Annotated in this window: 15 protein-coding genes; 6 read left to right on the forward strand and 9 right to left on the reverse strand. The window is 39.9% G+C overall.

The features are described from left to right. Window positions 1-132: 132 nt before the first annotated feature. The 6 genes from ftsA to gshB all read right to left on the reverse strand — a co-directional run bounded on the left by ftsA (window position 133) and on the right by gshB (window position 7,016). On the reverse strand, window positions 133-1,395 hold the full coding sequence (gene ftsA / locus HMPREF0014_RS20375) for a cell division protein FtsA (RefSeq protein WP_002053865.1): 1,263 nt from the start codon (window positions 1,393-1,395) through the stop codon (window positions 133-135). 60 nt (window positions 1,396-1,455) lie between these two features. Next, window positions 1,456-2,310 carry a cell division protein FtsQ/DivIB gene (locus tag HMPREF0014_RS20380; protein ID WP_004884912.1) on the reverse strand — a complete coding sequence of 285 codons (855 nt, stop codon included), beginning with the start codon at window positions 2,308-2,310 and terminating at the stop codon, window positions 1,456-1,458. 2 nt (window positions 2,311-2,312) lie between these two features. Further along, window positions 2,313-3,239 (reverse strand): D-alanine--D-alanine ligase, encoded by a 927-nt coding sequence (locus HMPREF0014_RS20385; protein WP_000063661.1) that lies wholly within the window; start codon window positions 3,237-3,239, stop codon window positions 2,313-2,315. A gap of 37 nt (window positions 3,240-3,276) precedes the next feature. Beyond that, window positions 3,277-4,725: a UDP-N-acetylmuramate--L-alanine ligase gene (murC, locus tag HMPREF0014_RS20390; RefSeq protein WP_004884918.1), complete on the reverse strand. Its 1,449-nt coding sequence runs from the start codon at window positions 4,723-4,725 to the stop codon at window positions 3,277-3,279. A gap of 11 nt (window positions 4,726-4,736) precedes the next feature. Next, complete coding sequence (murG, locus tag HMPREF0014_RS20395; RefSeq protein WP_006580825.1) at window positions 4,737-5,834, reverse strand: undecaprenyldiphospho-muramoylpentapeptide beta-N-acetylglucosaminyltransferase; 1,098 nt, start codon at window positions 5,832-5,834, stop codon at window positions 4,737-4,739. Window positions 5,835-6,068: 234 nt separating this feature from the next. Beyond that, a complete protein-coding gene (gshB, locus tag HMPREF0014_RS20400; protein ID WP_006580824.1) occupies window positions 6,069-7,016 on the reverse strand; it encodes a glutathione synthase in 948 nt (315 codons plus the stop codon). A 161-nt stretch (window positions 7,017-7,177) separates the two neighbouring features. On the opposite strand from gshB, the gene HMPREF0014_RS20405 reads away from it, so the two are divergent. Further along, window positions 7,178-7,390 carry a DUF1737 domain-containing protein gene (locus HMPREF0014_RS20405; protein ID WP_004711478.1) on the forward strand — a complete coding sequence of 71 codons (213 nt, stop codon included), beginning with the start codon at window positions 7,178-7,180 and terminating at the stop codon, window positions 7,388-7,390. A gap of 226 nt (window positions 7,391-7,616) precedes the next feature. Continuing rightward, on the forward strand, window positions 7,617-9,809 hold the full coding sequence (locus HMPREF0014_RS20410; protein WP_006580823.1) for a TonB-dependent siderophore receptor: 2,193 nt from the start codon (window positions 7,617-7,619) through the stop codon (window positions 9,807-9,809). A 52-nt stretch (window positions 9,810-9,861) separates the two neighbouring features. Here HMPREF0014_RS20410 and pyrE read toward each other — a convergent pair whose 3' ends face one another. Continuing rightward, window positions 9,862-10,512 (reverse strand): orotate phosphoribosyltransferase, encoded by a 651-nt coding sequence (gene pyrE, locus HMPREF0014_RS20415; protein ID WP_000211303.1) that lies wholly within the window; start codon window positions 10,510-10,512, stop codon window positions 9,862-9,864. Window positions 10,513-10,550: 38 nt separating this feature from the next. Here pyrE and HMPREF0014_RS20420 point away from each other — a divergent pair, with 38 nt between their 5' ends. Then, window positions 10,551-11,375, forward strand: coding sequence for an exodeoxyribonuclease III (locus HMPREF0014_RS20420; RefSeq protein WP_006582457.1), 825 nt, complete (start codon window positions 10,551-10,553; stop codon window positions 11,373-11,375). Between the two features lie 456 nt (window positions 11,376-11,831). Then, window positions 11,832-12,182 (forward strand): arsenate reductase, encoded by a 351-nt coding sequence (locus HMPREF0014_RS20425; protein ID WP_006580821.1) that lies wholly within the window; start codon window positions 11,832-11,834, stop codon window positions 12,180-12,182. Window positions 12,183-12,221: 39 nt separating this feature from the next. On the opposite strand, the gene HMPREF0014_RS20430 is transcribed toward HMPREF0014_RS20425, so the two are convergent. Continuing rightward, a complete protein-coding gene (locus HMPREF0014_RS20430; RefSeq protein ID WP_002053814.1) occupies window positions 12,222-12,659 on the reverse strand; it encodes a DUF2147 domain-containing protein in 438 nt (145 codons plus the stop codon). A 149-nt stretch (window positions 12,660-12,808) separates the two neighbouring features. Between HMPREF0014_RS20430 and HMPREF0014_RS20435 the strand changes: the two genes are divergently transcribed. Next, the gene (locus HMPREF0014_RS20435) at window positions 12,809-13,720 is read left to right on the forward strand and encodes an alpha/beta hydrolase (protein WP_006580820.1); all 912 of its coding nucleotides are present in this window, start codon (window positions 12,809-12,811) and stop codon (window positions 13,718-13,720) included. A 178-nt stretch (window positions 13,721-13,898) separates the two neighbouring features. Continuing rightward, window positions 13,899-15,092: a sensor domain-containing diguanylate cyclase gene (locus tag HMPREF0014_RS20440; RefSeq protein WP_006580819.1), complete on the forward strand. Its 1,194-nt coding sequence runs from the start codon at window positions 13,899-13,901 to the stop codon at window positions 15,090-15,092. Here HMPREF0014_RS20440 and dsbD read toward each other — a convergent pair whose 3' ends face one another. Beyond that, complete coding sequence (gene dsbD, locus HMPREF0014_RS20445; protein WP_020992328.1) at window positions 15,093-16,895, reverse strand: protein-disulfide reductase DsbD; 1,803 nt, start codon at window positions 16,893-16,895, stop codon at window positions 15,093-15,095. Window positions 16,896-16,910: the final 15 nt, after the last annotated feature.

Below are 16,910 nucleotides of genomic sequence, written 5' to 3' on the forward strand. Positions count from 1 at the left end.
CACTTCAGCCCGTATACTGCCTTGATTTTCAAAAATAACTAATTTTAAGAATGCTGTGCAATACAAACCTTGTCAAGTACAGTGGTTTTCTCTTACAACTTCCTAACAATTCTACCAATAAATCCATACATCCTAAAAAATGGCTTTAAGTTTGCTATTAAACGCATTCCAGCCATTCACCATTCGTTCCCATACCGAACGGTCATTCCCCTCTTCAGGTTCCTCAACAGCTTCTTGTAATTCGCTTTGGCTAAACATAAGCAAACCAGCTGCTGTCGCATACATTGATCGGCGTAATGCAGCCTGATGCTGATCATCAGCATACACCTGTAATGGTGGATTACCTAAATGAGCAGACACACCCAGCATACGACGAGCCAAACTCACCATACCTTCGATTTGACAAGCATCGCCTGTCAACACTACACCATGATATAGGCCATGGATTGCACCGCTTTGTTCGAGTTCTTCGCGAATCTGGCTAAAAATCTCTTCATAACGAGCAATAATAATTTCTGATAACTCAATACGACTAATCGTTTGAGGGCCATCAATACCCTGAACTTGAATCATATGGTCAGGCTTAACAGCACTTAGATCAACACAGCCATGCAGAATTTTAATGCGTTCAGCTTCTTCAGTAGTTGTTTGCAACACAGCAGCAATGTCACGTGTCACATGCTCACCACCACGTTGTAATGTACGTGCTAAAGCCAAACGGCCATCTAAATAAACTGCCAGGTTGGTAATACCTGCACCAATATCAACTAAACAAACGCCATATTCTTTTTCATCTTTCAGCAAACTTGCTTCAGCCGTAGCCAAGCAAGAGACCACCATTTTCTCTACACCAATGTTCGCACCTTTCATAGCACGATCAAGGTTTTGCATAGTGGCAATCGGCATCATCATGAGCTGATAATGACCAGTCATGCTGTGAGCAGTCATATTGATTGGGTTTTGGACCCATTCTGCAGAATCACCTAACTCAAACCCGAGTGGCACTGCACTCGCTAGATAGTAGTCTGAAGTCACATGACTTGCTTTTGCTAACTCTAATGCACGGACAACTTCATTGGTTGTAATCACATGTGCTGGGTTAGCAACAGGTGTGCGTCCAGAAGCATAGAAACTTTGCAACTCGGTACTCGGAATAGAGACCCACGCACTATGAATGCGACATTCGGCCATATTTTCCGCTTCAGCAACGGCGTTTTTAATCGCAGCAATGACTTTATCGAGACTTACAATTTTTCCTTTGTTCATGCCTCGATTGCGAGCAGTTGCCATACCGATAACCTGAATGTTATCCGGCGCATGAATTTTTCCAATCAAAACTGAAACTTTATGCGTCCCAATGTCAATCGCAACAACTGAGGGAACAGCTTCACTCATCACTCATACCATTTCTTTGTTGTCTAATACCAGGCAAATTGCCTATTTTAAAGCCACGTATTATGGCTTTGCTTTTGCACCACCTGCAATGCTTGTGTCATCACTCGTTACAACAAACTGACCATTCACAATTTTAGGTGGGGTTGCATTCTTCCATTGAATAGATAATCCATTACGATATCGCAAATCAATGGCTGAGATTTTCGTCCACACAGGTTTTAGGTCAGATTGTGCCAAATGACTTAAACGTTGCAATTTATTCATTGTTTGATCTTGGTCAACAATAATTCGTAAACCAGAATCAAACTGCATAAACCAAGTCATTCGCTCTGTTAGATATAACTCTTTTAAACGCAAATTAACAGGATGGAATAACTGATTAATTTCATTATAGCGTCGCATCATCATTTTAGACTGGCTTACCGGACCATGTAACAGCGGAAGCTCAGGATGAAGTCTCGGTTCTGCCTCACTAAATACGTCACCACCATCGCTTAATAAGCGACCTGTTCCCCAACGGGCGATCGCATGTCGAGGCATCACACGAACACGAATACCATTTGGCCAGGCACGAGATACGACAACTCGGTCTACCCATGAAATTTCTAATGCTTTATCACGAATCTGCTCTAAGTCAGACGTAAAGTAATTATCTTTTACAATCGGCTGCACATATCGCATCACTTGCTGATTCTCAACCGGAGTTGTTGAACCTACCACCTCAAGCTTTGCGACAGTTGCATCAGTAATAACTTTATATAGACCGTAAATTCCGACCGCCAAGACTAAAAAGGCAATAACCAACAGCACCCATCCGCCAGCATTGGCAAGCTTTTGCTTACGCGTAGGCGGTTTCTCATGAATGGAGGTAATCGCCGCACGTTTACGGCGCATGGAAGCCGGAAGTTGTGCCATATTTAAGCCGTACCTTCCAATGTTTGCTCAAGAATTGCAACACACAATTCATCAAAGCTATAGCCCACGGCTTTAGCAGCTTTTGGCACAAGTGAATGGCTGGTCATACCCGGCACAGTATTTACTTCTAGAAGCCAGAAATTACCTTGCTCATCCTGCATTGCATCAATACGGCCCCAACCTTCTGCACCTACAGCCTGAAAAGCGCGTAAGCATAAGGCTTGTAGTTTTTTCTCTTCGGTTTCGCTAAGACCGCAAGGAATGCCATATTCGACATCATTGCGTTGATATTTTGCTTCATAATCATAAAAAGCAACATCTGCTGGTGGCTGCAAACGAATAACAGGTAATGGCTGGCCATTTAAGAATGAAATCGTAAATTCGCGTCCCGTAATCCATTTTTCTGCCATGACAACAGCGTCGTGCTGAGTTGCCTTTTCAATTGCTGCGGCAAAGTCTTCAGCTTTTTCAACCTTACTCATGCCTACACTTGAACCTTCATGTACAGGCTTGATAATGACAGGTAAACCTAATTCAGCAATGACTGAGTCTAGATCTGTTTCTTTAGTAATAATGCGATACGGTGCAGTTGGTAAGTCACTACCTTGCCAGATTTGCTTGGTTTTGACCTTATCCATGCCTATTGCAGAACCTTGTACACCCGTTCCTGTATAAGGGATGTTTAACCACTCAAGCACACCTTGGATTTGACCGTCTTCGCCACCACGACCATGCAATACAATAAATGCACGGTCATAGTTTACAAGTTCAGTCACGCTACGGTCTTGCGGATCAAATGCCTCAGCCTGAACACCTGAACGTAACAAAGCGTCCAGAACTGCCTGACCACTATCTAAAGACACAGCACGCTCAGCCGATTTTCCACCAAGTAACACAGCAACTTTGCCGAATTTTGTAGCATTTGACACGTTTAAATCCTTAACCCGATAATTCAATACTTTTTGTTTATTTCACATACAAATGGTGCTGTGCAAGTTCTACTGAAATTGCTCCCACGTTACCTGCACCTTGCGTTAATAACAAGTCATTTGGTTGTAACACATTTTGCATGATGTTTTGCAAATTACCTTCAACCGGATCAATTAAAATCGGCTCAACCTGACCACGCAAACGAATACTACGCGCCAAAGTACGGCTATCTGCGCCAACAATTGGTTTTTCTCCAGCCGGATAAACTTCTAGTAATAATAATTGGTCGACTTGAGATAAAACTTCAATAAAGTCATCAAAACAATCACGAGTACGAGAGTAACGATGTGGTTGGAAAAGCATCACTAAACGACGGTCAGGATGACTTTGACGAGCAGCTTTAATCGTAGCTTCCACTTCTTTAGGGTGATGTCCATAGTCATCGACTAATTTCACATTACCTTCACCAAGCTCAAATTCACCTTGTACTTGGAAGCGACGTCCAACACCACTAAAGCCTTTTAATGCACGGCTAATTGCTTCATCGGAAACACCTTCATCAGTTGCAACACCAATCGCAGCCAACGCATTTAAAACATTATGCAAACCAGGCTGATTAATGGTTAAACGCAACGGCTCACGGCCTTTACGCAATACCGTAAAGTGCGAACGCATACCATCTTGTTCTACATCAATTGCACGGATGTCATTATCTTCGTTAAAACCATAAGTAATAACTGGACGGCCTACACGCGGCAAAATCTCACGAATATTTGCGTCATCACCACAAACTACAGCTAAGCCATAGAATGGCAAGTTATGAAGGAACTGTACGAAAGTATCTTTTAATTTATCAAAACTGCCTTCATAGGTGTCCATATGGTCAGCATCGATGTTGGTCACAATCGCTGCCATTGGCTGCAAATAAAGGAAAGATGCATCCGATTCGTCAGCCTCAGCAACAATAAAACGGCTTTCACCAAGTGCCGCATTTACGCCTGTACTGTTAAGTAAACCACCGATCACATAAGTTGGATCAAGATTTTCTTCAGCCAACATTGTAGTTAATAAACTCGTTGTCGTGGTTTTACCGTGTGTGCCTGCTACCGCAATACCATGACGGTAACGCATAAGCTCACCGAGCATTTCTGCACGGCGTACGATTGGGGTACGTTGCTCAATTGCGGCTTTCACTTCCGGGTTTTCTGGATCAATAGCCGTTGACACAACAAGCACATTGGCGTTTTTAATATTTTCTGCTTCGTGTCCAATATAGACCTTAATGCCATTTTCTTCTAATTGTTGTGTGGTTTTTGAAGCTTTAATATCTGAACCGGAAATTTTATATCCTTGGTTAGCTAACACCTCAGCAATACCACACATACCTGCACCGCCAATACCCACAAAATGAATATGTTTGATACGGCGCATTTCAGGCACTTTAATCAATTTTTTTGCTTGGTTTGCAGCTGTTGTTGGAGACATAGTAAATCCGATTACATTTTTTGAATAAGATCAACCACATGCTGAGTTGCATTTGGTTGGGCATGTTGACGCGCTTTCACTGCCATTTCTGTAAGCAATTGGCGGTTCATCAACGTAGTAAACAATTGATTTAAAACTTCTGGTGTCATGGTCGATTGCTGGCAAATTTTTGCAGCTCCGACATCGGCCAGAAATTTGGCATTTGCTGTTTGGTGGTCATCTACCGCGATTGGAAGTGGCACAAAAACTGCTGCAACTCCAGCGGTCGCAACTTCTGTAACAGTTAAAGCACCCGCACGGCAAATAATCAGATCTGCTTCGCTATAGGCTTTTGCCATATCTTCAATAAAAGGCAAAACCTGTACAGTTAAATTTGCTGGCGCATCTGCGTACAAAGTTTGAGTCGCCTCAACCTGTTGCTGACCACATTGATGGAAAATATTCAGGGGCACTTGAAGTTGTTTTAATGCCGGAGGTAAACGTTCATTAAGTGCTTTTGCACCTAAAGACCCACCCACAATTAAAATATTTAACGGCTTACCCGCTTGCTCACGCTCATCGTAGCGCCATTTGGGGCTTAAAATATCTGTAATTTCGCGGCGTACCGGATTTCCGGTAGTGACCACTTTTTCGCTCGCAGGAAAAGTATTTGGGAATGCTTCGCATACTACTTTAGCTACACGTGACAACTGTGCATTGGTAAAACCGGCAACTGCATTTTGCTCATGAATGAGAACAGGAATACCTAATAAGCGAGCAGCCAGACCACCCGGTCCTGCAACATAGCCACCAAAGCCAGCTACTGCATCAACTTTAAGCTGTTTCATATAGCGCATCGCGCTAAAAGTTGCTTTTAAAATTTTAAAAGGCGCAGCAAGTTTACGGATGACCCCGTTGCCACGTACGCCTTGAATATCAATTTGATATATTGGAATATTTTGATCTTTTAATAACCGATTTTCCATACCTGTTGGCGTGGCTAACCATGAAACTTGACAACCTTGCTGTTGAAGTTGTTTGGCTACGGCGAGGGCTGGAAAAACATGTCCACCAGTACCGGCAGCCATCATCATGACATGTTTAGGTTTGGTTTGCTGTGAATCTGTCACGGTCTAATTCTTCAACTCAAAAAACAATGGAAATTGTCATCTATTTTTGTAGCCGTTTATTTTAATCCTAAAGCTTCATTAACGAAAAGCGAATTTCACTCGTTTATAACAGAAAGATGTGCTTTTTTGAAAATATGCCTACAAAGCGCTAGCGTATTTCATATTGTGGTTTTATTAATTGATATATTTTTAGGTGATTTCCCAGCATTCGCTTAGGAAATCACTCAAACTGGATTATTGAGCAGGACGACCCGCTTCTAATACGTCAAATAGATCATCGGCAATTGATGTACCAAATTGAGCATCAATTTCACGAATACAGGTTGGGCTAGTGACATTAATTTCAGTCACATAATTACCAATCACATCAAGCCCAACAAATACCAATCCTTTTTCACGTAAGAAAGGCCCGATTTTCGCTGCAATGAGTTTGTCATTTTCAGTAAGTGGACGCGCTTGGCCTAAACCACCTGCTGCCAAATTACCACGCACTTCACCATTTTGTGGAATACGAGCTAGACAGTACGGAACAGGGTCACCATTCACCATTAGAATTCGTTTATCCCCTTCTACAATTTCAGGAATATAACGCTGCGCCATAATTGGACGAGTGCCTAATTCTGTCAACATTTCCAATGTAGAACCAATATTTACACCGTCTTGGTATAAACGGAAAATACCCATCCCGCCCATACCGTCAAGTGGCTTAACAATCACATCGCCATGTTCTTTAATAAATTCACGAATCAGGCTCTGCTGTGATGTCACAAGTGTAGGCACTTGTAGCTCTGGAAACTGCGTAGCAAAAAGTTTTTCATTGCAATCACGCAGTGATTGAGGCTTATTAATAATCCATGAGCCTTCACGCTCAGCTTGCTCAAGCACATAAGTCGTGTAGACAAAATTCATGTCAAAAGGCGGATCTTTACGCATGAGTACAACATCATAAGCCGCGATCGATTCTTTTTTCTTTTCGCCTAACTCATAATAATGATTGTAATCTTCGAAAACTTTTAACGGAGAGATGAGACCGTAAGCCTTACCTTGATCGATATATAAATCTTGTTGTAATGCATAACCTAACTCATGTCCACGACGGCTCGCCGCCCACAACATTGCCATGGTTGAATCCTTTTTCAGATTTACGGTTTCAATCGGATCCATGACGACAAGTACACGCATGCTCAAGCTCTTCTTAAAATTTAAATTAGCATGAGTATAGCTGAGATTTTTCACTCGTTTTTCTTAATTTTAGTAAAACCTTATCGGTTATTTCTTTATCTTGAATTCAGATAAATTCAGTTAAACTAAGGTCATAAAATATTATTTTTTAAAGGCTAAAGATGAAACTTTATCGCTATTTAACCGGACCTGATGACTCTGCTTTTTGTGCAAGAGTCACCAAAGCACTCAATCATGGCTGGGAATTATATGAAGCACCCACCATGACCTTTAATGGCACTCAAGTGATAGTGGGCCAAGCAATTTGCAAAACGATTGATGAAAACTATGATCCAGAAATGGATATTGTAGATGTGCTCAAAAACAATGCTTAACTCTAAGGGTGTTTTTTAATAATGAAGCACCCTCTTCAAACCTCTATTCATAAATAAAACTAATCATTTCAATCAAGCAATTATTTATCACATAAATTATATTTTTAAAATCAACAATTAAAAATCTATCATGATAATTTTATAAGCAATAGTTCTTTTATTCTAAATAATTAAATGATTATAATTATCATTTATACTTTTATTTTTGTTAATTGACTTTATTTTTATGTTAAAAATTTCTATATCATCTCCCCAAATTAAAAGCTCGTTCCCACTTAGCCTACTCAGTTTAATGATCTTGAATATTCAAGGTGCCTACGCAGAGGAATTAGCTGACTCAGCTTCAAAAGTTGCAGCAGTCATGCCAACTATAAAAATTGAAGCGATGAGTGAACTCGATCCCATCAAAAGTTATATCGACTACGACAAAGCCAATGTCACACGTAATGGTTTAGACAAAAAAGATATTCCACAAACTATTGATACTATTGATGTTCAAAAATATAAAATTTATGGATCAAATGATTTAAGCGTCATGCTGCAAGGTACACCAGGCGTATCAACCAGTTACGATATGCGCGGCGATGGGATCACGATTCGTGGTTTTGGTGCAGACACAGGCGATATTTACCGCGACGGTATACGTGAAAGCGGACAAGTACGTCGCAGTACAGCCAATATCGAACGTATTGAAATTTTAAAAGGCCCTGCTTCGGTTTTGTATGGTCGTAGCGCTGGTGGTGGGGTTGTAAATATGGTGAGTAAGTTTGCCAATTTTGACTCTAAAAGTTCAGTTGGCGCATATGCGGGTTCATACGATAATTACGGAACAACGGCTGACATCAACCAAGTACTTAACGACAATTTAGCAGTACGTTTGACTGGAGAATATGGCGAGGCAGGCAGCTTCCGCTCAGGTATTAAAAATAAAATTGAGATGCTCTCTCCAAGCTTTACCTATAAAAATGACGATGGAACACTCACTTGGACCACACAATATACCTATGACAAATTAGGTCGAGTTCCTGACCGTGGGCCAACGCGTGAAAATCTACCTGCTGGTACATCTATCAAAACAGGATTTGCCCAAGATGGCGATTATGTTGATGATATTTTGCAAGTGGTCCGCACCGATGTAAATTATGAATATGCACCTGACTGGAACTTCCACTGGGCAGCGAGTTACCGTCAAGCAGAACAGAACTTTGATCATTTTTATTTTGGAACTTATTGTGGGTTAGATGGCAAAGATTTAAAAGGCAAAACCTGTACAACAAAAAAAGGCTATATCAATCAAATTTACTATTGGCAACAAACTAGCAATAAGACCACAACCAATACCTTTGATATTAAGGGCAAATTTAAAACAGGCTCGCTTGAGCACCAAATTATGGTCGGTACAGACTGGACCTATGAGCAACGAGAACCACGTCTAGCCAATAAGACTCAAAACGGTTCAGCCATTTATGGTTATGTTAATCCGCTCACTGGTGAACGTGAATATAGTCGTGGCAATGGCCCTCTTTTAATTAGCCAACATAACTACAATGAAGGTACCACTTATGGTGTATTTGTTCAGGATTTAATTGGTCTAAATGACCAACTTAAACTCATGATGGGCCTACGTTATGATTACTTTGACTTTTCAACTACCAATAAACTTAATAATGATCATCGTAATGTAAAAGACAGCAGTTTTAGTCCAAATGTGGGTTTAGTCTGGCAACCCGTTCCAGAACATAGCTTTTATACGTCTTACTCTAAGAGTTTTGCACCATTTGGCGGACAAATGGGTGTTAACCAAGTTACTGGGAGCACCGATGTCACAAAAATGGATAAAGAGCCTCAATATAATGAGCAATATGAAGTGGGTGTAAAAAGTGAATGGTTAGAGAACCGGTTAAATACTCAATTTTCTGTCTTTGATATTCGTAAAAATAATATTCGCTATAAACCAAACCCAGACAGTGAGCCAGATGTATGGGCAACTGCGGGTCAGCATCAATCTCGTGGTCTCGAATTTAGCTTTATTGGGCGTGTACTTGATAATGTCTTTGTTCGCGGTGGGTATGGCTACACAGATGCAAAAGTAAAAGAAGACAAGCAAAATCCTGATCGTGAAGGCAACTATTTAGCAAACACATCTAAGAACACAGGTAATTTATTTGTTCGTTATTTACCAACCGAGCAGTGGTATACCGAAGTGGGCGTAACCTATGTCGGTTCTTATTATCCAAATATTAATAATCAAGTAAAAATGGAAGGCTTCAATCGTGTCGATGCAGCAATTGGCTATAGTGCCGACCCGTGGAATGTCACACTTGCGGTAAATAACCTAACCAATAAAGAGTACTGGCGTTCAGACAGCATGCCAGGCACACCACGTAATGTGTTATTGCGTTTAAATTATCAGTTCTAAGTAAAAATATTAAAAAGGCATACCCCTATTTTAGAGGTATGCCTTTTTATTTTTAGATGCCGTATTTTTCACGGTAAGCTTGCATATTAGCTAGCGCTTCTTTTTCGCCTTTCGCTTCTAAATAATCCATTAAATCTTTCATGGTAATCAGTGCATGCACAGGAATTTCTAATTCTTTTTGAACTTCCTGAATTGCAGAAAGTTCACCTTGACCACGTTCTTGACGATCTAGCGCAACCAAAACACCCGCAATAGTTGCACCGGCATTTTTCAAAATCGTTACCACTTCGCGAATCGCTGTACCTGCGGTAATTACGTCATCAATAATCCAGACTTTTTTACCTTCAACCGCAGCACCAACTAAAACACCACCTTCGCCATGATCTTTCGCTTCTTTACGGTTAAAGCCCCATGGCACGCTCTTGTTATGTGTTTGCGACAAAGCAACAGCAGTCGCAGCTACAAATGGAATACCTTTATAAGCTGGTCCAAAAATCACATCAACATTTTCACATTGTGTTAATTTATCGGCATAGCCTTGTGCTAAAAGAGATAAAGCTTCACCATCGTTGAGTAGGCCTGCATTAAAAAAATAAGGACTCACGCGTCCAGATTTTAAAGTAAACTCACCAAATTTAAGCACACCGCGTGATAATGCGAGTTCGATAAATGCTTGCGGGTGAAATGACACAGGCGTTGTCATGAGGTGCTCCAAATTCACAATTGAGGTTAAATTTTCGCATGATACCAAAGGATCAGTATCCAAGTGATGTAAAAATTCTTCGAGTCGTTTCCATTAACGTAAATGGCTTACGTTCTTCAGTGACGAAAGGCTTACTTGAATGGTTAGAACAATCCGATGCCGATGTCGTATGCATGCAGGAAAGCCGCATTACCCATGAACAATGGACTGAAAAGTTTAGACCCGAGGGATGGCATACCCATCTCTTTCCAGCAGAGCGTGCAGGTTACGCAGGTACTGCAATTTATAGCCGCTTACCCTTTGTCTCTATTAAAGATGGTTTAGGGTTTGAATTGGCCGATAGTCAAGGCCGCTTCATTTCTGCCGAATTCGATTTAGGTTTGTCACATCCCGTACATATTGCATCATTATACTTACCTTCGGGCTCAAGTGGTGAAGAAGCGCAGGCACGTAAAGATTTATTTTTGGGTGAATACGCAAAAATCTTAAAACAATGGCGTGATGAGAATAAGTCCATCATTATTTGTGGCGATTACAACATCGTTCATAAACGGATTGATATTAAAAACTGGTCGGGCAACCAAAAGTCGTCCGGCTGTTTACCACATGAGCGTGCTTGGCTTGATCATATTTATGATGAACTTGGCTATGTAGACACCTTCCGTGTGGTAAGAACAGAAGCCGAATTGTACTCATGGTGGTCAAATCGCGGACAAGCTCGTGCGAAAAACGTAGGGTGGCGTATTGACTACCAAGCATGTTCACCAGACTGGAAAGCACGCACAGTAAATGCATGGGTTTATAAAGATCAATGGTTTAGCGATCATGCTCCAGTTATCATCGACTATAAAATTCAAGATTAAGTGAACAAGTGTTCACTTGCATTGTCGTTTTTGCTTACAACACATGTCGTTTTTGAGTATTTTTCTTACACACGTTTAACGGCATTATAGCCCCACGGCACAGGGAAGCAGTCAGGATGACGCAAAAGGATAGGACGCCGTAGGAAGATAAAATAAACTTAAGATAAGTTTATTTGCAAGGATGTGACAATGGACGTTGAAATGAGACCCGCATGATCAGGATGATTAAATGCGGGTTTTCTCTTTTCTATCTCTTATTTTTTGCGCTAAGTTCTTTTAGTTTTCTAGATTCTTCTTATTGAGTTCATTATTACCTTGTCTTATGACAATAACATGACATTCTTTATTGTTTTAATCATTATTTTTCATTTGTTTTAAAAGTATCGGTATAAAGTAGTGCCCAAATGCATTTTGGGTTAGGCTGTGTGTTCTTTCTTTTTGACATGGTCCGATAAAATGTTAAAAATTTATGGTATTAAAAACTGTAATTCAATGAAAAAAGCATTTGATGCCTTACAAGCAAAAGGTTTGAGTTACGAATTTCACGACTATAAGAAACAAGGGATTGATGCCGATACCTTGAAAATCTGGTTAAAAGAAATTGGACAAGATACCGTTCTCAACAAGAAAGGTACTACGTGGAAAAAACTATCTGAAGATGAACAAACTCGTGCTTTAAGTAGCGAAGATTATCTTATTGAAGCGCTAATTGCTCAGCCAAGCTTAATTAAACGACCAGTTCTACAGACCTCTAAAGGTTTTCTGGTCGGTTTTGATGAAACTGCCTATCAAAACTTAAATGCATAAAAAAACGAGCCAAATGGCTCGTTTTTTTCATTCACAGATTTAGTTCGCACGAATCCACGTTTGGTTACGGCCCAATGCTGAAACACCAATATAGCCGCGTAATTTAAGCTTTTTACCACCCTCAGCCAACTCACCTTTTAATTTGTAAGTTTTGCCAGATTTAGGGTCTAAAATTGTACCGTTTTCATAACTGGTACCACCTACATTTTTTAGATTATGTACAATGGTCACACCTTTAAGCGGTTTGTTTTTATACGGACCTTCACATTTTGTACAAGAGTTTTCTTCACCTGGTGTCAAAATGCTTTGAATGGTTGCAGTTAAGGTTCCATCCTTCTGTTCCGTAAACTTTACTACGGCTTTGGGCTTATTGGTTTGGTCATCAATCGTTTTCCATACCGTTCCGTTTAGTGGGTCAGCTGCATTGGCAAATGCAGCCATACCAACAAGTCCTAAAGCTAAAGCAATCTTTTTCATTTTTGTAATATCCTTGGGTCTTTCAAGACTTCAGTATTCAAAACTCGCAACGATATTGCAATTTTTGAATGTGACTGTTTCGTGTAACCTTGTAACCTTGAAAAATAAAATTTATAGGGAAACAAGTTATTAACATAAGCGGATACTATATGAATATACCAAACGTTTTAAAATATTATTTAACAGAAACATTTCTTAAAACAGCAATTCGCAAACCAAGTCAGTTGAATTTACCTCCAACTGCTCTACGCCCTATGCTTGAACAACTTTGCCGAGCATTTCCAAAACAAAAAAATGTAAGTGTTCGTCCGATTCGGCTTGCTGGTGTAAAAGGTGAGGAAATTAAAGCTCAGGATTCAGCAACCCAGCTTATTTTTCATATTCACGGCGGCGCTTTTTTTCTGGGCAGTGTAAAAACTCATCATGCATTTATGACGGATTTAGCTGCCCGCACTCAAATGCAAATTATTCATGTGGACTATCCACTTGCACCGGAACATCCATATCCTGAAGCGATCGAAGCATTATATGACGTATATCAATCATTATTAGTTCAAGGTATTCAGCCCAAAGATATTATTTTATCGGGCGATTCATGCGGGGCTAATTTAGCTTTGGCACTTTGCTTGCGTTTAAAAGAACAACCCGAACTCATGCCAAGCGGTCTAATTTTATTGTCACCTTTCTTAGATTTGACCTTAACCAGTGAATCTTTAAGATTTAACCAAAAACATGATGCCTTGCTTTCTCTTGAAGCCCTGCAAATAGGTATTCAACATTATATTGGCAACCATATTGCAGCAGATGACTCACGTGTTTCGCCTATTTTTGATAACTTAGAAGGTTTGCCACCGACTTTAGTACAGGTGGGTTCTAAAGAAATTTTATTAGACGATGCAAAACGCTTTAGAGAAAAAGCGGAAGAAGCAGGTGTCAAAGTACATTTTAAACTTTATACAGGCATGTGGCATAACTTCCAGATGTTTAATGCTTGGTTCGACGAAGCAAAACATGCGATGGCAGATATTGCCGAATTTGCTCATGAACTTGATAAAACTTAATTAAAATGAATGAAGTGATGAGTTTGAAATACCTCTCACTTCATCTTATTTATAAAAACTTTAATCTTAAGGTTTAATGAGTGAATCATGGTATGTTTAGGTTATGAATCATTCAAACTCCCCCATTTTAGGATGATCTGAAGAAGAGATATCACTATTTAGGAGTTCCTTTATTATTATGAAAATTCGTTTAATCACTCATCCTATAAATAAAATAAAACAGGTGATTCTCGAATTCATCCATAACAATCATATTATTAATTGGACCCCGTTACAGAAAAGTGCACTGATGCTTACCCTCGCCTGTGCAATGAATTTCAGTTGGATTTTATGGAAAGGCTATATCTTAATAACGCCTAGTGTCTGGCAATGGTCAAATTTACCTTTAGTCGAATCACAGCTCTGGCTCAACTTATTGACCTTATTTTTATTAGCTTTGCTGATTATTCCGTGTTACCGCTATAAAGACCAAGACTGGGCTCAAAAAATTGTTCCTCTTATTAGCGTGCAAGCCTTTATGCTCATGCTGTGTCACGATGGTTATTTAATAGGAAGTATCAGCCCAGCCACAATGGTCGGTTATGTAGGTACGATTGGCGTAGGTTTAGTTTTATTTGAAAGAAAAATTGTTTATAGCGCTTTTATACCAGCAACAATTATTTTAGCCGTGTGTACTTATTTAAGTATGAATGGGGTTATACCCTACGCTCCACTATTTAACTTCACGGCTATCCGACATGCTCAAACCAATCCATTTTGGTTAGGGAGTATGCTGTTTTTTATTATGCCGATTTTAGTGGCGTGCTTTATTTTATTTGAAATTCTACTAACTCAATGGCGCCAAAGAGAAACTTATATTCAACGCTTAAGCCAGATCGACCCATTAACTAATGTATTAAATAGACGCAGTTTAAATGCGCATCTTGAAACACTGCACGAGCAACAATTCGATTATGCTTTAGTACTTCTCGACATAGACCATTTTAAAAAAATTAATGATGTATATGGACATCATCAGGGCGATCAGGTCCTGATTAAAATTGCTCAATGTCTTTCTGAAAATTTACGTACTGAAGACATCATTGGTCGATTTGGTGGAGAAGAATTCATTTTATTACTCCCTCATACCGACATTATTCAAGCGGAAAAAATTGCGGAACGTTGCCGACTTGCCTTACAAGGGTTATCTATTTTCAATAATCAGAATATTCAGATTCATGTGAGTGCAAGCTTTGGAATTAGCAGCTCTGCTTTTGCAAACGATCCCTACATTGTGATTCGACAGGCCGATGAGGCACTTTATGCGGTAAAAGCTTCAGGGCGTAATCAAGTCCGCACTTTTCAACAAATACCACATATAAAATCAATTTGACTATTTAGCTTTCGATAAGCTTGCAAGCTGTTGCAAAAGCTCTTGCTGACTAAAGGCACCTGTTAAACGCAAAGAACGAATTTCTTGTTGTTGCTCATTTAAAAACAGATAAGTTGGTGGTCCAAGAATATTCCACTGCTTGAGTAGAGCTTCATGTGACTGATCATAATGGCTCAAATCAAGCTTAATGAGGTAGTAAGGTGCAAGAGCTGACTGAACTTCTGGTGCTTTTAAAATACGATGTTCAATAGGCTGACAAGCCACACACCAGTCTGCATAGACATCAACGACAATAGCCCGATCAGCAGGCGCTGCTGCTAAAATTTTCTGAAAGTCTGCGGCTGTAGTTGCAACATGCCATTCAGTCATATGGTCGGAACTTTGCAAACTTCGATTTTGAAAATGCTGATACTGGTTATAAGCAATAAATGGCGTTACCAATAAAAGTAGTAAGGCATATAGCCACTGTAACTGCCCTTTTTTCCAAAAGAACTGATACAGCGCATAAATAATAAAAGCCAGCCCTAGCAATAAACTAAGCACTTGCATGCCCCAATCTGGCAATAAAGAGCGAATAAAATAAAGACTTAATCCTAACATCAGAAAAGCAAAAATTACTTTAATCTGATGCATCCAGTCACCTGCTTTAGGTAAGAACTTTGCACCTAAAACACTGGCAATGAGTAAAGGAATTCCCATCCCAAAACCTAGACAGAATAAAAGCAAAGCACCTTGCCATTGGTTCTGGGTTTGAGAAATAAATAATAAGGTTCCAGCTAAAGGTGCAGTCATACATGGACCAACCAAGAGCGCAGAAACTACGCCCATGACCCCGGCACCAACCAAAGTACCACCTTGTTGCATAGACTGAATACGATCAAGCCGATTTAACCACGTTTGAGGTAAACGAAGCTCAAACAATCCAAATAGATTCAGCGCAAAAACTACAAACAGTAAACTAAACGCAATAAGCGTAGCAGGCTGTTGTAACCAGCGTTGGAAATTTAGCCCTGCTGAAGAAGCAATTAAACCTAGACCTGCATAAACCAATGCCATACTACACACAAAGGTAAGCGCAATGGTCCAAGCCTTTAAACCCTTATGTTCTCGAATAATCAGTGAGGTTAAAATTGGCAACATGGGTAAAGAACATGGTGTAAATGCAAGCAGCATGCCTAAACCTAAAAACAATAAAACACCATACCAAAGTGAGTGTTCAATTAATTTAGCTGACCAAATCTGGTCTTGTGCAATTTGGGGAGCGGCCGCTTCAGCTTTATTTTCTGAACTTGTCGGATCTTCTAAAGGTTCTTGAGATACTGGTTTATTTGCCAAATCTAATAAGCGTTTTGGTGCTGCACCAGCCTGATTTTGCAAACCGACCAGACCATCTGCATCGGTTTGAAACTCAATAGTTTGTGGTGGATAACAAATACGGTCTTTGGCACAGCCTTGCCAAGTTACAGTGTAGTGCTCTGAAGGTTTAGTCTTAATCTGGAAGTTGACTTGATGGTAATAAACTTGGCTTTGGCCATAGTTCTCATCATATTGAGAAACCGCTTTAGGCAAATTTAAAGTTAAAGGCTGATTGCCCTGTTGTACGGTAAATTTATGCTGATACAAATAATAATTCGGCTGAATCTTCCACGATAACTTTGCGGTATGCGATTGTGGCGATTCAACCGAAAATGAAAAAGCCTGTTCGGGTGACAATAACTTATCTTCTGCAAAGACAAACTGACTCAATACAAAAGTAGCGGCTACTAGAAAATAAATAATTCCCTGAGAAATAAGCTTTTTCATCAATAATAATTAGTT

Origin of the sequence: Acinetobacter sp. RUH 2624 (assembly GCF_000162375.2) — a bacterium.
Classification (GTDB): Bacteria; Pseudomonadota; Gammaproteobacteria; order Pseudomonadales; family Moraxellaceae; genus Acinetobacter; species Acinetobacter nosocomialis.